The organism is Sphingomonas sp. FG14 (assembly GCF_057809675.1).
Genome location: NZ_JBMDKK010000025.1, coordinates 1 through 17,699 on the forward strand (window position 1 = coordinate 1; position 17,699 = coordinate 17,699).

Consider the following 17,699-nt stretch of genomic DNA (forward strand, 5'->3'; position numbering starts at 1 on the left):
TGGTGAAGGGCGTGCCGGCCGTGTTCGCGTCGGCGAAATCGGTATAGGTGCCGGTACCGTTGTTGCGCTTGTAACCGATGCCCAGGCCGGCATCGTTGCCGTTCTGGTACAGGATGTCGATATCGCCGTCATTGTCGAAGTCGCCGAAGACCATGCGTGAATCGAACTCGCCGGTATCGCCGATCGTGTCAGTCGCAATGATGAAGGTAATCGCCATCTTTCCCCATCCTCGATTCTATTTGCTTGTTTTATGACTGGCCCGGGCCGTCACATATCGGTCACACAATCCCACGCGAATGAAGTTCGGTGCCATTGCCAACTTCAACCACCGATACGACAATCAGCGACCTAGCCATCAACGGTTACGATTCGATGCGCACGCCTCTATCTCTTCCGCAAGACAGGTTTTTTACTACCGCTCACCTCATCCGGAGCATTGGACACATGCGCGGAACTGCGAATTCTGGAGTGAGTGATGACATCGAAGCGCTGAAACATGCCCATTTAATAATGAACGATCATTAATATGAGCATCTTTCCATGTAAAGATGCAACCGATCGCGCGGGAATGATCGGCGGGATCGCCCCGAACAGCCAAACCATGCAAAATTGCAGGTTCAGCATGCGAAGATTTGGCCTTGAGTGCAATTTCACAAAGGTCCAGTAGGCCCGCGTCATCATAGGAGAGGTCCACGCCATGCGTCAGGTCACCCACAAGCTCGCCAACCCGCTCGCGTCGGACGGCGCACGGTTCGGCGACGTCTTCAATCCCAATACCGGCCAGATCCAGGCGCGCGTCGCGCTGGGTGATCAGGCCGTGCTCGAAGCCGCCGTCGCCGCCGCCAGGAAGGCGCAGCCGGGCTGGGCCGCGACCAATCCGCAGCGCCGCGCGCGCGTGATGTTCAATTTCAAGGCGCTCGTCGAAGCCAATATGGACGAACTGGCCCATCTGCTCTCGTCCGAGCATGGCAAGGTGATCGCCGATTCCAAGGGCGACATCCAGCGCGGCCTGGAAGTGATCGAGTTCTGCTGCGGCATCCCGCACGCGCTGAAGGGCGAATATACCCAGGGCGCCGGCCCCGGCATCGACGTCTATTCGATGCGTCAGCCGCTGGGCATCGGCGCGGGCATCACCCCCTTCAACTTCCCGGCGATGATCCCGCTGTGGATGTCGGGCGTGGCGCTCGCGGTCGGCAACGCCTTCATCATCAAGCCGTCCGAGCGCGACCCCTCGGTGCCCGTCCGCCTCGCCGAACTGTTCCTTGAAGCCGGCCTGCCCGAAGGCGTGCTCCAGGTCGTCCATGGCGACAAGGAAATGGTCGATGCGATCCTCGACCATCCCGATATCGCGGCGGTCAGCTTCGTCGGTTCGTCCGACATCGCCCATTATGTCTATCAGCGCGGCGTGGCCGCCGGAAAGCGCGTCCAGGCGATGGGTGGTGCCAAGAACCACGGCATCGTCATGCCCGACGCCGATCTCGACCAGGTGGTGAACGACCTGTCGGGCGCGGCCTTCGGCTCGGCAGGCGAGCGCTGCATGGCGCTGCCCGTCGTCGTGCCGGTGGGCGAGAAGACCGCCGTCGCTCTGCGCGAGAAGATGATCCCCGCGATGGAAGCGCTGCGCGTCGGCGTCTCGACCGATGCGGAGGCGCATTACGGCCCGGTGGTGAACGCCGCGCACAAGCAGCGCGTGGAGAACTGGATCCAGACCGGCGTGGACGAAGGCGCGGAACTGGTCGTCGACGGCCGCAACTTCACGTTGCAGGGCCACGAGCAGGGCTTCTTCATCGGCCCCAGCCTGTTCGATCACGTCAAGCCGACCATGCAGAGCTACAAGGAAGAGATTTTCGGCCCGGTCCTCCAGATCGTCCGCGCCAATGATTTCGAGGAGGCGCTCGCCCTCCCCTCGCAGCACCAATATGGCAACGGCGTCGCCATCTTCACACGCAACGGCCATGCCGCCCGCGAGTTCGCGCATCGCGTGAATGTCGGCATGGTCGGCATCAACGTGCCGATCCCCGTGCCCGTCGCCTATCACAGCTTCGGCGGCTGGAAGCGGTCCGCGTTCGGCGACATCAACCAGCACGGCATGGAAGGCGTCCGCTTCTGGACGAAGACCAAGACGATCACGCAGCGCTGGCCCGACGGTTCACCCGACGGCAGCAACGCCTTCGTCATCCCGACCATGGGGTGACATTGGACAGGCTGGACATGACGGGTTTCTGGACGGGGCGTTACTGGTACGACGCCCCGTCGGAGCCCGTCGTTCCGTTCCTGGCCAATATCGACGATGCCGGCGGCGCGTTGAGCGGATCGATCAGCGAGCCGAACACGATCAGCCGGTCATCGCAGCGTCTCGAATCCTTTATACGCGGAACCCGCGACGGCGTTTCGGTCGCGTTCGCCAAGGTCTATGACGGGTCTGCCGATCTGGCGCACCGGGTCGATTATGCGGGCGAACTCGCGCATGACGGCCTCTCCGTCTCTGGCCGGTGGATATTGGAGGGCTGGACGGGCGGTTTCGAGATGACGCGCCAGTCCGTCGCGGAGATCGAAGACGAAGCGGAGGCCGAACGGACCGCCGCGATCACGATGCAACCATAGGTAAGCCGAAGCCATGACCACCCAGTTCGACCTGAGCGACGACCAGCGCGAGATCCAGGATCTGGCGCGCAAGTTCACCGCCGACGCGATCACGCCCCATGCGGCGGAATGGGACGAGAAGCACATCTTCCCGCGCGACACGATCAAGGCGGCGGCCGATCTCGGCTTCGGCGCGATCTATGTGTCGGAGGAAATGGGCGGCATCGGCCTTGGCCGGCTGGAAGCCGCGCTGATCATGGAGGCGATGGCCTATGGCTGCCCCTCCACCAGCGCCTTCATCTCGATCCACAACATGGCCGCCTGGATGATCGACCGGTTCGGTAGCCAGACGGTGAAGAGCAAATATCTGCCCGATCTGGTGACGATGGACCGGATCGCGTCCTATTGCCTGACCGAGCCGGGCTCGGGCTCCGACGCGGCCGCGCTCAAGACCAAGGCGGTGCGCGACGGCGACCATTATGTCGTCACCGGATCCAAGGCGTTCATCTCCGGCGGCGGCGAGAACGAGGTCTATGTCACCATGGTCCGCACCGGCGAGGACGGCCCCAAGGGCATTTCGTGCCTGGTGATCGAAAAGGACATGGACGGCGTCAGCTTCGGCGCCAACGAGAAGAAGCTGGGCTGGCATTCGCAGCCGACCGCGCAGGTGAATTTCGACGGCGTGCGCGTGCCGGTGGAAAATCGCGTCGGCGGCGAGGGCGAAGGCTTCCGCATCGCGATGATGGGGCTCGACGGCGGCCGGCTCAACATCGGCGCCTGTTCGCTGGGCGGCGCGCAGCGCTGCCTGGACGAGAGCGTCAACTATACCAAGGAGCGCAAGCAGTTCGGCCAGCCGATCGCCGAGTTCCAGAACACCCAGTTCATGCTGGCGGACATGGCGACCGAGCTGGAGGCGGCGCGCGCGCTGCTCTACACCGCCGCCGCCAAGGTGACGGCGGGCGCGCCGGACAAGACGCGCTTCGCCGCGATGGCGAAGCGTTTCGCCACCGATACCGGATCGAAAGTGGTCAATGATGCGCTCCAGCTTCATGGCGGCTATGGCTATCTGCAGGATTATCCGATCGAGCGCTTCTGGCGCGATCTGCGCGTGCATTCGATCCTGGAAGGCACCAACCAGATCATGCGGATGATCGTCGGGCGCGACCTGACCCGCCAGTAACCCGTTCCAGCCTGCAATCCGTTCCAGCTTGAGGATCACTTTCATGACCAGCGAACTCATCATCGGCAACGCGGGCAAGGCCGGGCGGATATCGCTCAACCGGCCCAAGGCGATCCACGCGCTGACCACCGCGATGTGCACGGGCATCCTGGAAACGCTGGAGGCATGGCGCGGCGACGCTGAGGTCGAGATCGTGATGTTCGACCATGCCGAGGGCCGGGGCTTCTGCGCGGGCGGCGACATCCGCATGCTGGCGGAATCGGGCGCGAAGGACGGCGCGGAGGCGCGCGCGTTCTTCCACGTCGAATATCGCATGAACCACCGGCTGTTCACCTATGCCAAGCCGACGGTCGCCTTCATGGACGGCATCACCATGGGCGGCGGCGTCGGCATCGCCATGCCCTGCCGCTATCGCATCGCGACCGAGAATACGCGCTTCGCCATGCCGGAAACGGGCATCGGCCTGTTCCCCGATGTCGGCGGCGGCTGGCACCTCGCGCGCCTGCCCGGCCGCACCGGCCAGTTCCTGGCGCTGACCGGCGCGCGACTCGACGGCGCGGAATGCCTCGCCCTGGGCATCGCCACCCATTATCTGCCCGCCGAGGCGCTGGAGGAAGCCAAGGCGCGCATCGCCGCCGATCCCCAGCGGATCGACGGCATATTGGGCCAGCTTGCCGTCGCGCCGCCGCCCGCGCGCATCGAGGACAGCCGCGCCCAGATCGACCGGCTGTTCGCGTCGGACCGGCTGGAGGACATCTATGCCGCGCTCGCGGCCGATGACGGCGAATGGGCGGCGAAGGAACTGGCGACGCTCAAGACCAAGTCGCCGCAGACGATGAAGGTCTCGCTCCGCCTGCTGCGCGAGGGTGCGGCGATGAACGATTTCGCCGACGAGATGCGCCAGGAATATGCGGTGGGCTGCCATGTCGTGCAGCGCCACGATTTCCTGGAGGGCGTGCGCGCCGTCATCGTCGACAAGGACAATGCGCCGAAATGGAACCCGGATACGCCGGAGGGCGTGACCGACCATATGCTCGACACGATCTTCGCGCCGCTGCCCGCCGACGAGGCGTGGACGCCCGCATAAGGTTCCAAACATGGTTCAATGTCGCTCCAGCGAAAGCTGGAGCCCATGCGATGGCAGTGACATCGACATCGTATGGATCCCAGCTTTCGCCGGGATGACGGAAGAATAGGAAGAGAAGGAAAGCTAGAATGGCGAACTACGAAACCCTGCTCGTCGAAACGCGCGGCCCGGTCACCTTGATCACGCTCAACCGGCCCCAGGCGCTCAACGCGCTCAACAGCCAGGTGCTGGCCGATCTGATCGCCGCGCTCGAGGCGTTCGACGCCGATGCGAGCCAGGGCTGCGCGGTGCTCACCGGCAGCGAGAAGGCGTTCGCGGCGGGCGCGGACATCAAGGAGATGTCGGGCCAGGGCTTTGCCGAGATGTACGGCAGCAATTTCTTCGCGGGCTATGATCGCGTCACCGCGACGCGCAAGCCCGTGATCGCGGCGGTGGCCGGCTATGCGCTGGGCGGCGGCTGCGAGTTGGCGATGATGTGCGACTTCATCCTGGCGGGCGACAATGCGAAGTTCGGCCAGCCCGAGATCAAGCTGGGCGTCACCCCCGGCATGGGCGGATCGCAGCGCCTGCCGCGCGCGGTTGGCAAGGCCAAGGCGATGGAGATGTGCCTGACCGGGCGGATGATGGGCGCCGAGGAGGCCGAGCGTTCGGGCCTGGTCGCCCGCATCGTGCCCGTCGCAGAGCTGGTCGAGGACGCGGTGAAGACCGCGACGACGATCGCCGAGATGGCGCCGCTCGCGGTCAAGGCCAACAAGGAAATGGTCAACGCCGCCTTCGAGACGACGCTGGTGCAGGGCGTGCAGTTCGAGCGCCGCCTGTTCCACGGCCTGTTCGGCACCGAGGACCAGAAGGAAGGCATGGCGGCGTTCGTCGAGAAGCGCCCCGGCAAGTGGACCGGCAAGTAAACACCCCGACTGGAGAGATCATCATGGCACGCATCGGCTTTATCGGCCTGGGCAATATGGGCGGCGGCATGGCCGCGAACCTGGCGAAGGCCGGACATGACGTCCGCGCGTTCGACCTTTCGGCCGAGGCGCTGGAGCGCGCGAAGGCGGCGGGTTGCCTGCCCGTCGACAGCGCGGCGGCCGCGGCCGAGGGCGCGGAGGCCATCGTGACGATGCTGCCCGCCGGCAAGCATGTCGAACAGGTGTATGAAGACGCGATCTTCGGCAACGCCGCGCCCGGCACGCTGCTGCTCGACTGTTCGACGATCGACGTCGACACCGCCAAGCGCGTGGCGGCGGCGGCCGCCGACAAGGGGCTGGTCGCGGTCGACGCGCCCGTTTCCGGCGGCATCGCGGCGGCGAATGGCGGCACGCTCACCTTCATGGTCGGCGGGTCCGCCGAGGCGTTCGGCCGCGCCGAGCCGATCCTGGCGAAGATGGGCAAGGCCGTGATCCATGCCGGCGCGAACGGCGCGGGCCAGGCCGCGAAGATCGTCAACAACATGATCCTTGGCGCGCAGATGGTCTCCACCTGCGAGGCGTTCGTGCTGGCGCGGAAGCTGGGCCTGGATCCGCAGACCTTCTACGACATCTCGTCCAAGGCGTCGGGCCAGAGCTGGTCGATGACCAGCTATTGCCCCGTCCCCGGCGTCGGCCCGCAATCGCCCGCCGACAATGAGTATCAGGGCGGCTTCGCGGCGGCGCTGATGCTCAAGGATCTGCGGCTGGCGATGGAAGCCGCCGAAAGCGCGGGCGCGCAGGTGCCGATGGGCAAGCGCGCGCGCGAACTCTACGAAGCCTTCACCGAAGCCGGCCAGGGCGGGCTCGACTTCTCCGGCATCATCAAGATGCTCGAAAAGGCGGGCTAGAGCGCCGTCTTCAGGACAGCGCTCTTTCGCGCTTTCCTCAGATACGCGAACGCAGCCCCGGCCGGCGAAAGTCGGTCGCGGGCTGGAAGCGGTGCGGAACGACATGGTCGGACCGCGCCGCACCCGGCGACGCCGTCACATCGGCCGGATCGATCGGATCGGTGAATTCCACGCCGAACTGGCCCTGGCGCACCCAGGCGATCCGCCCGGCGACCGTGCCGATGCCGGGCAGGTTCATCTCGACGCGCTGCCACGGTTCCACCGCCGCGTCGGTGCGCCCGCCCATGCCGCCCGACGAGATATTGCGGATCCGCGCCTTCACCACGCGACCATCGGCCAGCCGCATGTCGCAGGCGAGCAGGCGGCTGCGCCGCGCCTCGCGCGGTGGGCCGCCCTCCCCCTCGCCGGGCGGGAGCATCGGGGCATCCGGGCGGTTTTCGACGCCTTTCTCCATGACGAGCCAACGCATGGGCGGCGAAAAGTTCCCAACGACAAAACTACATCGCGGCCAAGAATCGGTTTCTGGCGCCGATCCGAAATCGGACTAGATATGCGTCATCGGCGGTCCGGCCGATCCCTTCCGGACCCGCGGCTTTTGATTGGTCAGCTTGCTCCGCGTCACCAACGGCTAAAGCGCACGATGCGCGGCCCCCAGCGTGAAGGGGCTGTCCTCGTGGACCGTATGAGGAGGTCACGATGACAGAGATCATGATGTGCGGTTCGACGTGTAGCAGCGCCGCCTGAGCGCGGCCTGTTCCCCATTGTCATCCCCGTTTCATGAAGCGCCTCCACAGGGGCGCGCAAGGAGGCACGTCATGCCGAGTTCCAACAGCAGCGAGCGCCGCGCGCTCGCCGATTATCCCGCTTCCCTCCAGTCGGCCGCCCGCGCGTTGTGGGGCGACGATTTCTGGGGCCAATACCAGCCGCGCCCGGTGAAGAAGCCCGATCCCAAGAAGCGCGCCCGGCGCTAGGCTGGGACGCCGTCCGGGGTGCGGACGCCCCCGGACCGCCGCGCGCCTTTTCGGAAATCGTTGCAAAGCCCGAAAACAGGCTCGATAGCTTGTCGCCGGTCCGGATCGCGGGCGGGTGGATGAGGGCGTTATGGTTGTAAGCAAGAAGGCGTGCCGGTGAGTATCATTCCGGCGCTTCCAACGCGGCCGCCGGCATCGACGGCGACCGGCACCGTGGTGCTGACGGGCACCCCCATAGCGACGGTCGCGGCGGATGCCGTGCACTACGGCGTCTCGATCACCGATCCGACCGACGCGTCGACCTATGGCTGGTATTATCGCGCCGGCTGGGGCGCGCCACTGGTGTTCGTCAGCCACGAATTCGTCTTCGACTGGAAGCTCGACAATGCGGGCCTGATCTGGAACCGCTCGACGATCGACAGCGTGATCGCGGTCGAGGCCGACCAGCTCAAGAACAGCGGCACGATCGTGGCCGAACTCGGCCTCTATACCGGCCCCCTGTCGAACAGCTTCGGCATCGCCCAGGCCGTGGTGCTGCGCGGCACGATGATTTCGCTGGGGCCGTCCAATCCCGCCTTCGTCAACAGCGGCAACATCTTCGCGGTCGCCGAGGACAATAACGCGATCGCGGTCTACAGCGATTCCGTCCGCCAGAGCTTCGTCAATTCGGGCGTGATCGCGGCGAAGGCGACCGCAGACGATCCGTCCACCAGCGGCGGTGCCCAGGGCGTCCGCCTCACCAATGGCGGCTATCTGGTCAACGAGGCGGGCGGGCAGATCCTGGTTGAGGGCGAAAGCCTGGCGTACGGCGTCTATATCGGCCGGGGTAGCCATCCCGCCTTCGATTACGGGCCTGAAGTCAACAATGCCGGGCTGATCCAGGCGGTCTCGACCAACCCCGATGTGCGCTCGATCGGCATCTACGCGGTCAATCTGGGCGTCGCCAGCAACGGGCTCGGCGGATGGGTGGTGATGGAGACGCTGTCGATCGTGAACAGCGGCACGATCCGCGCCGATATCGCGATCTACGCCCCGTCGGACACGGGCACCTTCACGACATCGCGGCTGATCAATCCCCAGACGATCACCAACGAGGCGAGCGGGCTGATCGAGGGCGACATCCAGCTTTTCCGCGGCGACGACATCCTGATCAACCGTGGCACCATCACCGGCCGGATCGAGCTTGGCGAGGATAACGACCTGCTCGACAACAGCGCCGGCACGATCAACGGGCTGGTGCTGGGCGGCACCGGCAACGACACGCTGATCGGCGGCGAGGGCGCGGACATGTTCCGTGGCGGCTTCGACCATGACGTGCTGACCGGCAATGGCGGCGACGACATGCTGGCCGGCAATTTCGGCGACGACACGCTGACCGGCGGCGCGGGCAATGACGGGCTGTATGGCGGCATCGGCCGTGACGTGCTGCGCACCAGCGGCGGCGATGTCGCCTGGGGCGGCTATGACAACGACCGGATCGAGACCGGCGACTATCGCTTCGCCGGCATTCGCGGCGGCGCGGGCACCGATAGCTGGGTGATGGCGGCGGGCGCGCGCGCCTTCGATCTCTCGGCCGTGGCGGCGAGCGGCCGCGTAACGGGGATCGACGTGATCGTCGCGGGCGGAGACAAATTGCTGGTGGTGCGCCCCGGCGACGTGCCGGCGATCAGCGACGGCCATGCGCTGCGCATCGACGCGGGCGCGAACGACCAGGTCTATCTGGCGGGCGGCTGGACCGCCGCCGGACAGGTGACGCAGGACGGGGGCACCTGGCTGCGCTACACATCCGGCGCGGAGACGCTGCTCGTCCGTTCGGGCGCGCAGGTGACCATCGGCGAAACGCCACCCGCCGCGAGCGGGCTGGACGCGGTGGCGGAGGGCGCCGCCCCGCCCGCCCCGCCCGCCGACTGGAACGAGCCCAACGTCTTCATCTCGGACGTGGAGATCACCGCCGACATCCATATCGGCGCATCCGAAATCTGGAACTCGCCCAATGGCGCGCCGGTGTTCCTGTTCGGGCCGACGGGCGGCGCGCCCGATATCCTCAATGACGGCCGCATCGTCAGCGAGAACGGCACCGGTTTCTACACCGCCGCGATCGGCGCGCTGCCGCAGGACAGCGCTCGCTGGCTCGGCACCCCGGTGTTCGGCACCTTCACGAATCGCGGAGAGGTGAGCGCGCGCGCGCAGGGGCAGACGACCGACGCCTATGGCTTCATCAGCGGCGGCCGCGGCAAGGTGGTGAACGACGGCAAGATCCACGCCGTCGCGCTGGGCGGCGATGCGCTCGCCTTTGCAAGCTTCGAGGGATCGATCGGCGGCGCGGAGTCACCCGCGCTTATCAACAACAACGATATCTACGCGCTTTCCTATGCCGGCTTCGCGACCGGGGTCAGCATCTTCAACGCCGGCGCCGTCATCAACACGGGCGTGATCGAGGCGGTGGGCGGCGACGGATCGATGGCCGTGGACATGATCTCCGGCTTCGGCACCCTCATCAACAGCGGCGACGTCATCTCCTATTCGCCCGACACCAGCCGCTTCTACGCGATCGGCGTCGGCATCTTCAGCGCGGGGATGATCCACAATCAGGCGGGCGGCCTGATCGCCGGGGATATCGCGGTGTTGCTGGAAGCGAGCCAGGGTGGCCTGTTCGACATCACCAATGACGGCGAGATCCTGGGCGCGATCGTGATGGAACGCTGGGGCGGATATCCCGATTATGCGAGCACGCTGCGCTTCACCAACAATGGCGAACTCGATGGCGGCATCTTCATCGACGACGTCAACGGCTATTCCTCCTGGCTGAAGATCGACGGCGAGAACCGGCTGCTCAACGATGTGGTGGTCAATCGCGGATCGATTTCCGGCGACATCTTCCTGTCGGGCGGCAACGATCTTTATGACGGGCGCGGCGGCACGCTGGGCGGGACGCTCGACGGCGGCGACGGCGTGGATCATGTGCTGTTCGCGGGCAACCGGGCGGATTACCGGATCACGGCCGAGGGCCAGGGCTATCGCGTGACAGATCTGCGGCCGGGCGCGCCCGACGGCGCCCTGGCGATCACCAATGTCGAGATCCTCGAATTCGCCGATCGCGAGATCTGGCTGGTGCCGCAGCCGGGCAAGGAAACCGATTTCCGCCTGATCACCGCCAACAACTTCGTCGGCGGCGTGAGCGGATATGGCGCCGTGTTCGGCACCAACGGCTTTCAGGACCTGACCGTGCTGGACGACGGCCCGTCCAGCATCATGCTCGACGGATCCTTCGCGCGCGGCGGCGATATCGTGCGGTTGCCCGGCAATGCCGGCGATTACGAGATCGCGATCGTGGGATCGAACGCGCTGCTGACGGGCGGAAGCGTCGCGATCGCCATCCCGATCGGCACCGCAGGAATGCCGATCATGTTCGACGACGGAGCCCGCACGCTGGTTTATGTCGCGGGCGTGGGCGCCAGGATCGGCGCGCAGGAGATCGGCGCGGGCGGAACGATCACCGCCGCGCCCGACGGTTCCGCGCTGACCGGCGGCGGCGATCCGTCCGTGGCCGGGCGGCTGGTGCTGTTTTCCGATATCGACGCGCCGGTGGCGGTTTCGGGCAAGGTCAATGTCTTCGGCACCAACGGAGCCGATCAGGTCACGCTCGACCATGGCAGCTTCGTGCTCGACGGGTCCTTCGGGCGGGGCGGCGACACCATCCACCTGCTCGATCCCGCATCGGGCTTCAAGGCCTATGTCTCGGGATCGAACGTGGTGCTGATGTCGGCGGACACGGTGGCGACCATTCCTATCGGCGTGAACTTGACGGCGCTCGATTTCGCGGGAACGACACTCCAGCTCCGCTATTATGAAGGCGTCAGGATCGGCGACCATCTGATCACCGCCACCAGCGCGGAAACGGCGACCACGCTCACCATGCCGGGGCTGGCATTCGCGGCGGAGGGCTTCGCCTAGAGCGGACTGTGCGAAACCTGAATCGCGAAGTCCGCTCCAGATATTTGTGATCGCATCGTTTTCGCGGAAAACCGGTTCCCGCTTTTCCGCACGATGCTCTAGCGCGGCCTCAGGCCCGGACGGCGATAATCGCTGCCCGGCTGGTAGATCGGCGGCACGACATGGCCGCTTTGCGGCTGGGAGGATGTGACGAGCGCCTTGGCGGGATCGATCGGCTTGTCGAACTGGATGCCGAACTGGTCCTGGCGCACCCAGGCGACCTTGCCCGCGACATTGCCGATTCCCGGCAGCACGATCTCGACCGGTTGCCACGCATCGACGGGCACATCCGCGCGCGCGCCGAGCCCGCCCGACGAGATGTTGCGCACGCGAATCCGGATCACGGCTCCATCCTGGAGCCGCATGTCGCAGGCCAGCAGGCGGCTTTTCCGGGGTTCACGGGTGTGGCCGTCGCCCGGGTCCGCCGAATTTCCGGCGTCGGGTTGCGTGCCGTCCAATCGGTCCTCCAGTGGGATAATCTCCTTGGTGGATACCGCAAAATCATGTCCAATGTGAACTGTAATCCGCCGAGATCGGCGCAATCCGGCGCAAAAACCCGGAGGCGATCCCGTTCGGATCGCCTCCGATTCCCTGATCGCCGTTGTTCCCGAGCCGGCAGGTGTCCCCACCTGCCTCGGAACCACTCTAGAAAGTGTAGCCGATCCCGATCGCACCCAGCCACTGGTTGGAACTGCCCGCCACGCTCACGATCGGGCTGCGCTTGAAGTCGCCGAGCAGCTTCGAATAATTGCCGACCGCGAACAGCGCCCAGCCCTTGCGCAGGTCGCCCGAGAGCGAGACGGTGCCGAGCAGGCCGACGCTGACATTCTTCCAGCCGCCATCGGTGGAATAGACGGGCAGCCCGCTGGCAGCCGCGCCGGCCGGGGTGACGTCGAAATAGGTGCGGGCATAGCCGTCGCCCACCCGTTCCGCCGATAGCGACAGGCCGACATAGGCGGTCGGGCTGAGCGGCGTGCCATATTCGATCGTCGGGGTCAGCACATAGCTGTCATGCGTGTCGGTCACGTCGCGCAGATAGGCGACGCGGAACGACAGGGTGTCGTAATCGCTGGTGATCACGCCGGTCTTGGCGATGCCCGCGAAGGCGCCGACCTCGATCGCGGTATCGAGCTTGCCGAGCGCGCGGACCTGCGGGTCCTTGATCCGGCGTGTCCGGTTGAGCCGCACCGCGGCAACCGGCCCCAGCGAGATGTCCAGGCTGTTGCCCGGCCCCTCGGGTATGGCGTCGAAATAGAACTGGGTGCCGCGCGTGTAGAAATTATGCCCGGAAACCTTGCCGCGCACGGCGGCGGCGGGGATCAGCACATAATCGTCCGAACCCTCATAGGACGGCGTATAGCCGATGCCCGCGCCGATCGTCAGCGTATCGTCGTTCTCGGGGGGCGGCGGCGCCTGTCCGGCCGATTGCGCGAATGCCGGCGCCGCGACCAGCAGCAGCGCCGAAACGCCGACAAGGGATGCGCATCGCACCCGTCCGACTGCGCGATCGATCATCCAGAAAACCTCCCTGTAGACTCCGGGGAGCAAAACGGTCCGCAAGCTCAATTGGTTGCGGATGGGGTCACAGGAAATATTTCATCCGTATGACCTGGGCGACCGGCGCGCCATCGACCGCGAAGCTGGCGGAGGCGAAGCTGGGCGGACCGAACATCAGGCGTGGATTGCGCGAGAAGCCGATGCCTTCCTTCGGAATCCCGGCAAAGGTGTCGAGCCTGGAATTGCCGTTCTCGTCATGGATCACCGCCACCACATAGGTGCCGCGCGCCAGATCGCCGAACTGCACAGCGCCGCCACTGGCGGGCACCGAACGGGTGATCGCGCCCTTGTCCTTCGAACAATCGGGGAAGCCCGCCGGATTGGTGGTCAGGCAGATGCGGATGACGCCCTTGTGCGAGCGCAGCCCCTCGAACCGAAGATCAAGCGATCCCGGCTGGCCCGTCGCCCCCGGCAGCGCCAGCAGCGCCGCGCCCGCCGCCGCCACGCGGAGGATCGAAGCGACCCAGCCCTTTGTCCGTCCCGCACAGCCGATCCCAGAACCGGAAATAGAGCCCATAATTGCACCTGTATTCGGCATGATGCCGCTGGTGATGGCTCGCCGTGATCAGCCAGCGCCCCAGGGGGCCGCCATGGATGAATCGCGGAAAGATTTCCCACCCCATGTGATTGGTCACCCCCATAACCGTCATGATCGTCAGCACAAGCGCCAGCACGGCGACATGGATGGGAATCGCGAAGACCAGCGCGGGAATCACGACCGCGCCGGTCAGCGCTTCCCAGGGATGGAAGCTCATCGCCGCCCAGGCCGTGGGCGGGCGGCTGGCGTGATGGACGGCATGGGCGATGCGGAACGGCCCCGGCCGGTGCATCCAGCGATGCGTCCAGTAGAACCAGGTGTCGTGCGCCAGCAGGTAGAGCAGCAGAGAAACCGGCAGATACCAGAGCGGCCAGGCCGCCGCGTCCGTATAGATTCGCGTCCAGCCGCGATTCTGCCAGCCCCAGGCGACGATGCCGGCGGGCACGCCATAGATGGCGGCGCTGGCGAGCGACCAGGCGATCTCGCGCCGCATCTGCCCGTCCAGCCCCCGATACAGCCCCGGATGCCGGATCCGCGTGGCCAGCGCGAAGCCGCCGCTGGCCAGCAGATAGCGCACGCCGACGATCAGCGTCATGGCGAGCGCGGAAAGCGCGATGGCGATTGCGACGGTCACGGGGGCTGCTTTAGGGCCCGAAGGCCGCTCCGCCAAGACGAGCGGGGCGTTTGATCCGATCGTTCCCCATCTTCCCCCCTTGCGCCAGCCACCCCCTTCTGTAGGTGGCATCCGACAATGCCGAGCAAGATTATCTGTGACATCGCGATCGTCGGCGGCGGACTGGCCGGATCGCTGATCGCCCTCGCCCTGCGTGCCCGGCGGCCGGGGCTCGACGTGCGCCTGATCGAGGAGAGCGACGTGCTGGGCGGCGACCATGTCTGGTCGTTCTTCGCCGAGGACGTCGCGCCCGAGGATCGCTGGCTGGTCGCGCCGCTCGTCCGCCATATGTGGCAGGGCCACCGCGTCGCCTTTCCGGACCATGCGCGCGCGCTTTCGGGCGGCTATTATTCGATCCTGTCGGAGGATCTGGACCGCCATGTCCGCGCCACCCTGCCCAGGCGTTCGGTGATGACGGGTCGGCGCGTCGCATCCCTCACCCGCGCCAGCGTGGTGATCACGGGCGGCACGCGGATCAAGGCGACGGGCGTGATCGACGCGCGCGGGGCGGCAGACCTGAACCTGCTCGATCTCGGCTGGCAGAAGTTCGTCGGCCGCGAACTGGTGCTCGATGCGCCGCACGGGCAGGACATGCCGATGGTGATGGACGCGACGGTGCCGCAGATCGACGGCTATCGCTTCGTCTACAGCCTGCCGTTCGAGATCGAACGCATGTTCGTCGAGGACACCTATTACAGCGACACGCCCGATCTGGACACCGATGCCTGCCGCCAGCGCATTTCCGATTACGCCACCGGCCGGGGCTGGCGGGTGCAGCATGTCGCGCGCGAGGAGATCGGCGTGCTGCCGGTCTGCATGGGCGGCGATTTCGACGGCTATTGGGCCTCTGGCGGGCAGCAGGTGGCGAAGGCGGGCGTGCGCGCCGCGCTGTTCCACCCCACCACCGGCTATTCGCTGCCCGATGCGGTGCGCACCGCGGCGCTGATCGCCGGGCTTCCCCGGCTCGACGGCGCGGCGCTGCACGACGCCGTGTACGATTTCGCGAAAAAGGCCTGGGAGGATCGCGGCTTCTATCGCATGTTGAACAGGATGTTGTTCCATGCCGCCGAACCCGCCGAGCGCTACAAGGTGCTTGAGCATTTCTATCGCCTCGATCCGGCGCTGATCGCGCGTTTCTATGCCGGCCAGTCGACCGCGATGGACAAGGCGCGCATCCTGATGGGCAAGCCGCCCGTGCCCATCGGCCGCGCGCTGACGGCGATTCGCAAGCCGGCGAAGAAGCGGCGATGAGGACGGCGGCGATCATCGGCGCGGGTTTCGGCGGCCTCGCGCTCGCCATCCGCCTGCAATCGGCGGGGATCGCGACCACGGTGATCGAAGCGCGCGACCGGCCCGGCGGCCGCGCCTATTCGTGGGAAAAGGACGGCTTCACCTTCGACGCGGGGCCGACGGTGATCACCGACCCTGCTTGCCTGAAGGAATTATGGGCGCTGTCCGGCCACGACATGGCGGCGGACGTGACGCTGACCCCGGTCAAGCCCTTCTACCGGCTCAACTGGCCCGACGGCACCAATTTCGACTATTCGAACGACGAGAACGACCTGCGCAAGGAGATCGCCCGGCTCGATCCGCATGACGTGGAGGGCTATGCGCGCTTCAGCGAATATGCCGCCGGCGTCTATCGCGAAGGCTATGAGAAGCTGGGCAGCGTGGCGTTCCTCGATTTCGCGTCGATGGTGAAGGCGGCGCCCGCGCTGATGAAATATCAGGCGTGGCGATCGGTCTATTCGATGGTCTCCAGCTTCGTGAAAAACGAGAAGCTGCGCGAGGCGCTGAGCTTCCACACGCTGCTGGTGGGCGGCAACCCGATGACGACGAGCGCGATCTACGCGCTGATCCACAAGCTGGAGAAGGACGGCGGCGTCTGGTTCGCGCAGGGCGGCACCAACCGGCTGGTCGCGGCGATGGTCACCCATTTCGAGCGGCTGGGCGGCACGCTTCGCCTGGGCGATCCCGTCCGCCGGATCGAGACGGTGGGCGACCGCGCGAGCGGCGTGACGACGGAAAGCGGCTGGCGCATCGATGTCGACGCCGTCGCCAGCAACGCCGATGTCATGCACAGCTATCGCGACCTGCTGCCGCACAACAAGCGCGGCGATCGCGTCGCCGGGGCGCTGGCGAAGAAGCGCTGGTCGCCCTCGCTGTTCCTCGTCCATTTCGGCATCAAGGGCGCGTGGCCGGGCATTCCCCACCACATGATCCTGTTCGGCCCGCGCTATCGCGGCCTGCTGACCGACATCTACGACACCGGAGTGCTGCCGCGCGATTTCTCGCTCTATCTGCACCACCCCACCGTCACCGATCCGTCGATGGCGCCGGAGGGGCATTCGGCCTTCTACGCGCTCGCCCCCGTGCCGCACATGGGCAAGCTGCCGGTGGACTGGAACGAGATCGGCCCGATCCTGGAAAAGCGCATCCTGGACGAGATCGGCCGCCGGCTGATCCCCGATATCCATGAGCGGATCGTCACCAGCTTCCGCTACACGCCCACCGATTTCGGGCGCGACCTGAACGCCCATCTCGGCAGCGCCTTCAGCCTGGAACCGATCCTGACGCAGAGCGCGTGGTTCCGGACGCACAATCGCGACGACGCGATATCCAATCTCTATTTCGTGGGCGCCGGCACGCATCCGGGCGCGGGCATTCCCGGCGTCGTCGGCAGCGCGAAGGCGACCGCGGCGCTGATGCTGGAGGACAGACGATGAATCGCCTTGCCATTTATTGCGGCTCGGCCACGCCAACCGATCCCGTCTATATCGAATCCGCCCGCATGGTGGGCCGTACGCTCGCCCAGCGCGGCATCGGCGTGGTCTATGGCGGCGGCCGGCTGGGGCTGATGGGCGCGGTGGCGGACGCCGCGCTGGAGGCGGGCGGCGAGGTGATCGGCGTGATCCCCGACGCGCTGGTGAACGCGGAGGTCGCGCATTGCGGCTGCACCGCGCTCCACACCGTGCAGACGATGCACCAGCGCAAGCAGCTCTTCACCGACCTGTCGGACGGTTTCATCTCGATCCCCGGCGGGGTCGGCACGATGGACGAATTGTGGGAAGCGGTGAGCTGGGCGCAGCTCGGCTATCATGAAAAGCCGGTCGGGCTGCTCAACATCGCGGGCTATTACGACCATCTGATCGCCTTCGCCGAACATATGGCGGAGGTCGGCTTCGTCCGGCCGCAGCATCGCGGAATCCTGATCGTCGACGATACGCTGGACGGGCTGCTGGCGAAGATGGCCGACTATCGCCCGCACACCACGATCTTCCGGATGACGAGCGACCAGCTTTAG

At 66.2% G+C, this 17,699-nt stretch carries 17 protein-coding genes; 11 read left to right on the forward strand and 6 right to left on the reverse strand.

From position 1 onward, the window contains the following. Window positions 1-217 (reverse strand): hypothetical protein (locus ACODTA_RS27935; RefSeq protein WP_489070685.1); only part of this gene is annotated, 217 nt, incomplete at its 3' end. 480 nt (window positions 218-697) lie between these two features. Between ACODTA_RS27935 and ACODTA_RS27940 the strand changes: the two genes are divergently transcribed. The 6 genes from ACODTA_RS27940 to mmsB all read left to right on the forward strand — a co-directional run bounded on the left by ACODTA_RS27940 (window position 698) and on the right by mmsB (window position 6,663). Continuing rightward, window positions 698-2,194: a CoA-acylating methylmalonate-semialdehyde dehydrogenase gene (locus ACODTA_RS27940; protein WP_489070687.1), complete on the forward strand. Its 1,497-nt coding sequence runs from the start codon at window positions 698-700 to the stop codon at window positions 2,192-2,194. 17 nt (window positions 2,195-2,211) lie between these two features. After that, window positions 2,212-2,604 carry a hypothetical protein gene (locus ACODTA_RS27945; protein ID WP_489070688.1) on the forward strand — a complete coding sequence of 131 codons (393 nt, stop codon included), beginning with the start codon at window positions 2,212-2,214 and terminating at the stop codon, window positions 2,602-2,604. 13 nt (window positions 2,605-2,617) lie between these two features. Next, window positions 2,618-3,763 carry an acyl-CoA dehydrogenase family protein gene (locus ACODTA_RS27950; RefSeq protein ID WP_222990869.1) on the forward strand — a complete coding sequence of 382 codons (1,146 nt, stop codon included), beginning with the start codon at window positions 2,618-2,620 and terminating at the stop codon, window positions 3,761-3,763. 43 nt (window positions 3,764-3,806) lie between these two features. Then, complete coding sequence (locus ACODTA_RS27955; RefSeq protein WP_489070690.1) at window positions 3,807-4,850, forward strand: enoyl-CoA hydratase/isomerase family protein; 1,044 nt, start codon at window positions 3,807-3,809, stop codon at window positions 4,848-4,850. 128 nt (window positions 4,851-4,978) lie between these two features. After that, window positions 4,979-5,755 (forward strand): enoyl-CoA hydratase, encoded by a 777-nt coding sequence (locus ACODTA_RS27960; protein ID WP_489070692.1) that lies wholly within the window; start codon window positions 4,979-4,981, stop codon window positions 5,753-5,755. A 23-nt stretch (window positions 5,756-5,778) separates the two neighbouring features. After that, entirely contained in the window at window positions 5,779-6,663 is an 885-nt protein-coding gene (gene mmsB, locus ACODTA_RS27965) for a 3-hydroxyisobutyrate dehydrogenase (protein ID WP_489070694.1), read from the forward strand. Window positions 6,664-6,700: 37 nt separating this feature from the next. Here the strand turns inward: mmsB and ACODTA_RS27970 are convergent, their stop codons facing one another. Beyond that, window positions 6,701-7,081, reverse strand: a complete 381-nt coding sequence (locus ACODTA_RS27970) for a PilZ domain-containing protein (RefSeq protein ID WP_489070696.1) — start codon at window positions 7,079-7,081, stop codon at window positions 6,701-6,703. A gap of 397 nt (window positions 7,082-7,478) precedes the next feature. On the opposite strand from ACODTA_RS27970, the gene ACODTA_RS27975 reads away from it, so the two are divergent. Both ACODTA_RS27975 and ACODTA_RS27980 read left to right on the forward strand, forming a co-directional pair. Then, window positions 7,479-7,634 carry a hypothetical protein gene (locus ACODTA_RS27975; RefSeq protein ID WP_489070698.1) on the forward strand — a complete coding sequence of 52 codons (156 nt, stop codon included), beginning with the start codon at window positions 7,479-7,481 and terminating at the stop codon, window positions 7,632-7,634. 156 nt (window positions 7,635-7,790) lie between these two features. Further along, on the forward strand, window positions 7,791-11,588 hold the full coding sequence (locus ACODTA_RS27980; protein WP_489070700.1) for a calcium-binding protein: 3,798 nt from the start codon (window positions 7,791-7,793) through the stop codon (window positions 11,586-11,588). A gap of 98 nt (window positions 11,589-11,686) precedes the next feature. On the opposite strand, the gene ACODTA_RS27985 is transcribed toward ACODTA_RS27980, so the two are convergent. From ACODTA_RS27985 to ACODTA_RS28000, 4 genes are all read right to left on the reverse strand, one after another. Next, window positions 11,687-12,301, reverse strand: coding sequence for a PilZ domain-containing protein (locus tag ACODTA_RS27985; RefSeq protein WP_489070702.1), 615 nt, complete (start codon window positions 12,299-12,301; stop codon window positions 11,687-11,689). Continuing rightward, window positions 12,273-13,142, reverse strand: coding sequence for a MipA/OmpV family protein (locus tag ACODTA_RS27990; RefSeq protein WP_489070704.1), 870 nt, complete (start codon window positions 13,140-13,142; stop codon window positions 12,273-12,275). The genes ACODTA_RS27985 and ACODTA_RS27990 overlap by 29 nt, the downstream gene beginning before the upstream one ends. A gap of 67 nt (window positions 13,143-13,209) precedes the next feature. Next, window positions 13,210-13,638: a DUF2141 domain-containing protein gene (locus ACODTA_RS27995; RefSeq protein ID WP_489070759.1), complete on the reverse strand. Its 429-nt coding sequence runs from the start codon at window positions 13,636-13,638 to the stop codon at window positions 13,210-13,212. Then, window positions 13,565-14,317, reverse strand: a complete 753-nt coding sequence (locus ACODTA_RS28000; RefSeq protein WP_489070761.1) for a sterol desaturase family protein — start codon at window positions 14,315-14,317, stop codon at window positions 13,565-13,567. The genes ACODTA_RS27995 and ACODTA_RS28000 overlap by 74 nt, the downstream gene beginning before the upstream one ends. Window positions 14,318-14,473: 156 nt before the next feature. Here ACODTA_RS28000 and crtY point away from each other — a divergent pair, with 156 nt between their 5' ends. From crtY to ACODTA_RS28015, 3 genes are read left to right on the forward strand one after another with little or no spacing between them, the layout of a single operon-like run. Further along, complete coding sequence (gene crtY, locus ACODTA_RS28005) at window positions 14,474-15,646, forward strand: lycopene beta-cyclase CrtY (protein ID WP_489070706.1); 1,173 nt, start codon at window positions 14,474-14,476, stop codon at window positions 15,644-15,646. Further along, window positions 15,643-17,121 (forward strand): phytoene desaturase, encoded by a 1,479-nt coding sequence (locus ACODTA_RS28010; protein WP_489070708.1) that lies wholly within the window; start codon window positions 15,643-15,645, stop codon window positions 17,119-17,121. The genes crtY and ACODTA_RS28010 overlap by 4 nt, the downstream gene beginning before the upstream one ends. Further along, complete coding sequence (locus tag ACODTA_RS28015; RefSeq protein ID WP_489070710.1) at window positions 17,118-17,699, forward strand: LOG family protein; 582 nt, start codon at window positions 17,118-17,120, stop codon at window positions 17,697-17,699. The genes ACODTA_RS28010 and ACODTA_RS28015 overlap by 4 nt, the downstream gene beginning before the upstream one ends.

Excerpts from the sequence above, each read along its gene's own strand:
- ACODTA_RS27940 (WP_489070687.1), top strand. The coding sequence starts at position 698 with ATGCGTCAGGTCACCCACAAGCTCGCCAACCCGCTCGCGTCGGACGGC.
- ACODTA_RS27945 (WP_489070688.1), top strand. The coding sequence starts at position 2,212 with ATGACGGGTTTCTGGACGGGGCGTTACTGGTACGACGCCCCGTCGGAG.
- ACODTA_RS27950 (WP_222990869.1), top strand. The coding sequence starts at position 2,618 with ATGACCACCCAGTTCGACCTGAGCGACGACCAGCGCGAGATCCAGGAT.
- ACODTA_RS27955 (WP_489070690.1), top strand. The coding sequence starts at position 3,807 with ATGACCAGCGAACTCATCATCGGCAACGCGGGCAAGGCCGGGCGGATA.
- ACODTA_RS27960 (WP_489070692.1), top strand. The coding sequence starts at position 4,979 with ATGGCGAACTACGAAACCCTGCTCGTCGAAACGCGCGGCCCGGTCACC.
- mmsB (WP_489070694.1), top strand. The coding sequence starts at position 5,779 with ATGGCACGCATCGGCTTTATCGGCCTGGGCAATATGGGCGGCGGCATG.
- ACODTA_RS27970 (WP_489070696.1), bottom strand. The coding sequence starts at position 7,081 with ATGCTCCCGCCCGGCGAGGGGGAGGGCGGCCCACCGCGCGAGGCGCGG.
- ACODTA_RS27975 (WP_489070698.1), top strand. The coding sequence starts at position 7,479 with ATGCCGAGTTCCAACAGCAGCGAGCGCCGCGCGCTCGCCGATTATCCC.
- ACODTA_RS27990 (WP_489070704.1), bottom strand. The coding sequence starts at position 13,142 with ATGATCGATCGCGCAGTCGGACGGGTGCGATGCGCATCCCTTGTCGGC.
- ACODTA_RS28000 (WP_489070761.1), bottom strand. The coding sequence starts at position 14,317 with ATGACGCTGATCGTCGGCGTGCGCTATCTGCTGGCCAGCGGCGGCTTC.
- crtY (WP_489070706.1), top strand. The coding sequence starts at position 14,474 with ATGCCGAGCAAGATTATCTGTGACATCGCGATCGTCGGCGGCGGACTG.
- ACODTA_RS28010 (WP_489070708.1), top strand. The coding sequence starts at position 15,643 with ATGAGGACGGCGGCGATCATCGGCGCGGGTTTCGGCGGCCTCGCGCTC.
- ACODTA_RS28015 (WP_489070710.1), top strand. The coding sequence starts at position 17,118 with ATGAATCGCCTTGCCATTTATTGCGGCTCGGCCACGCCAACCGATCCC.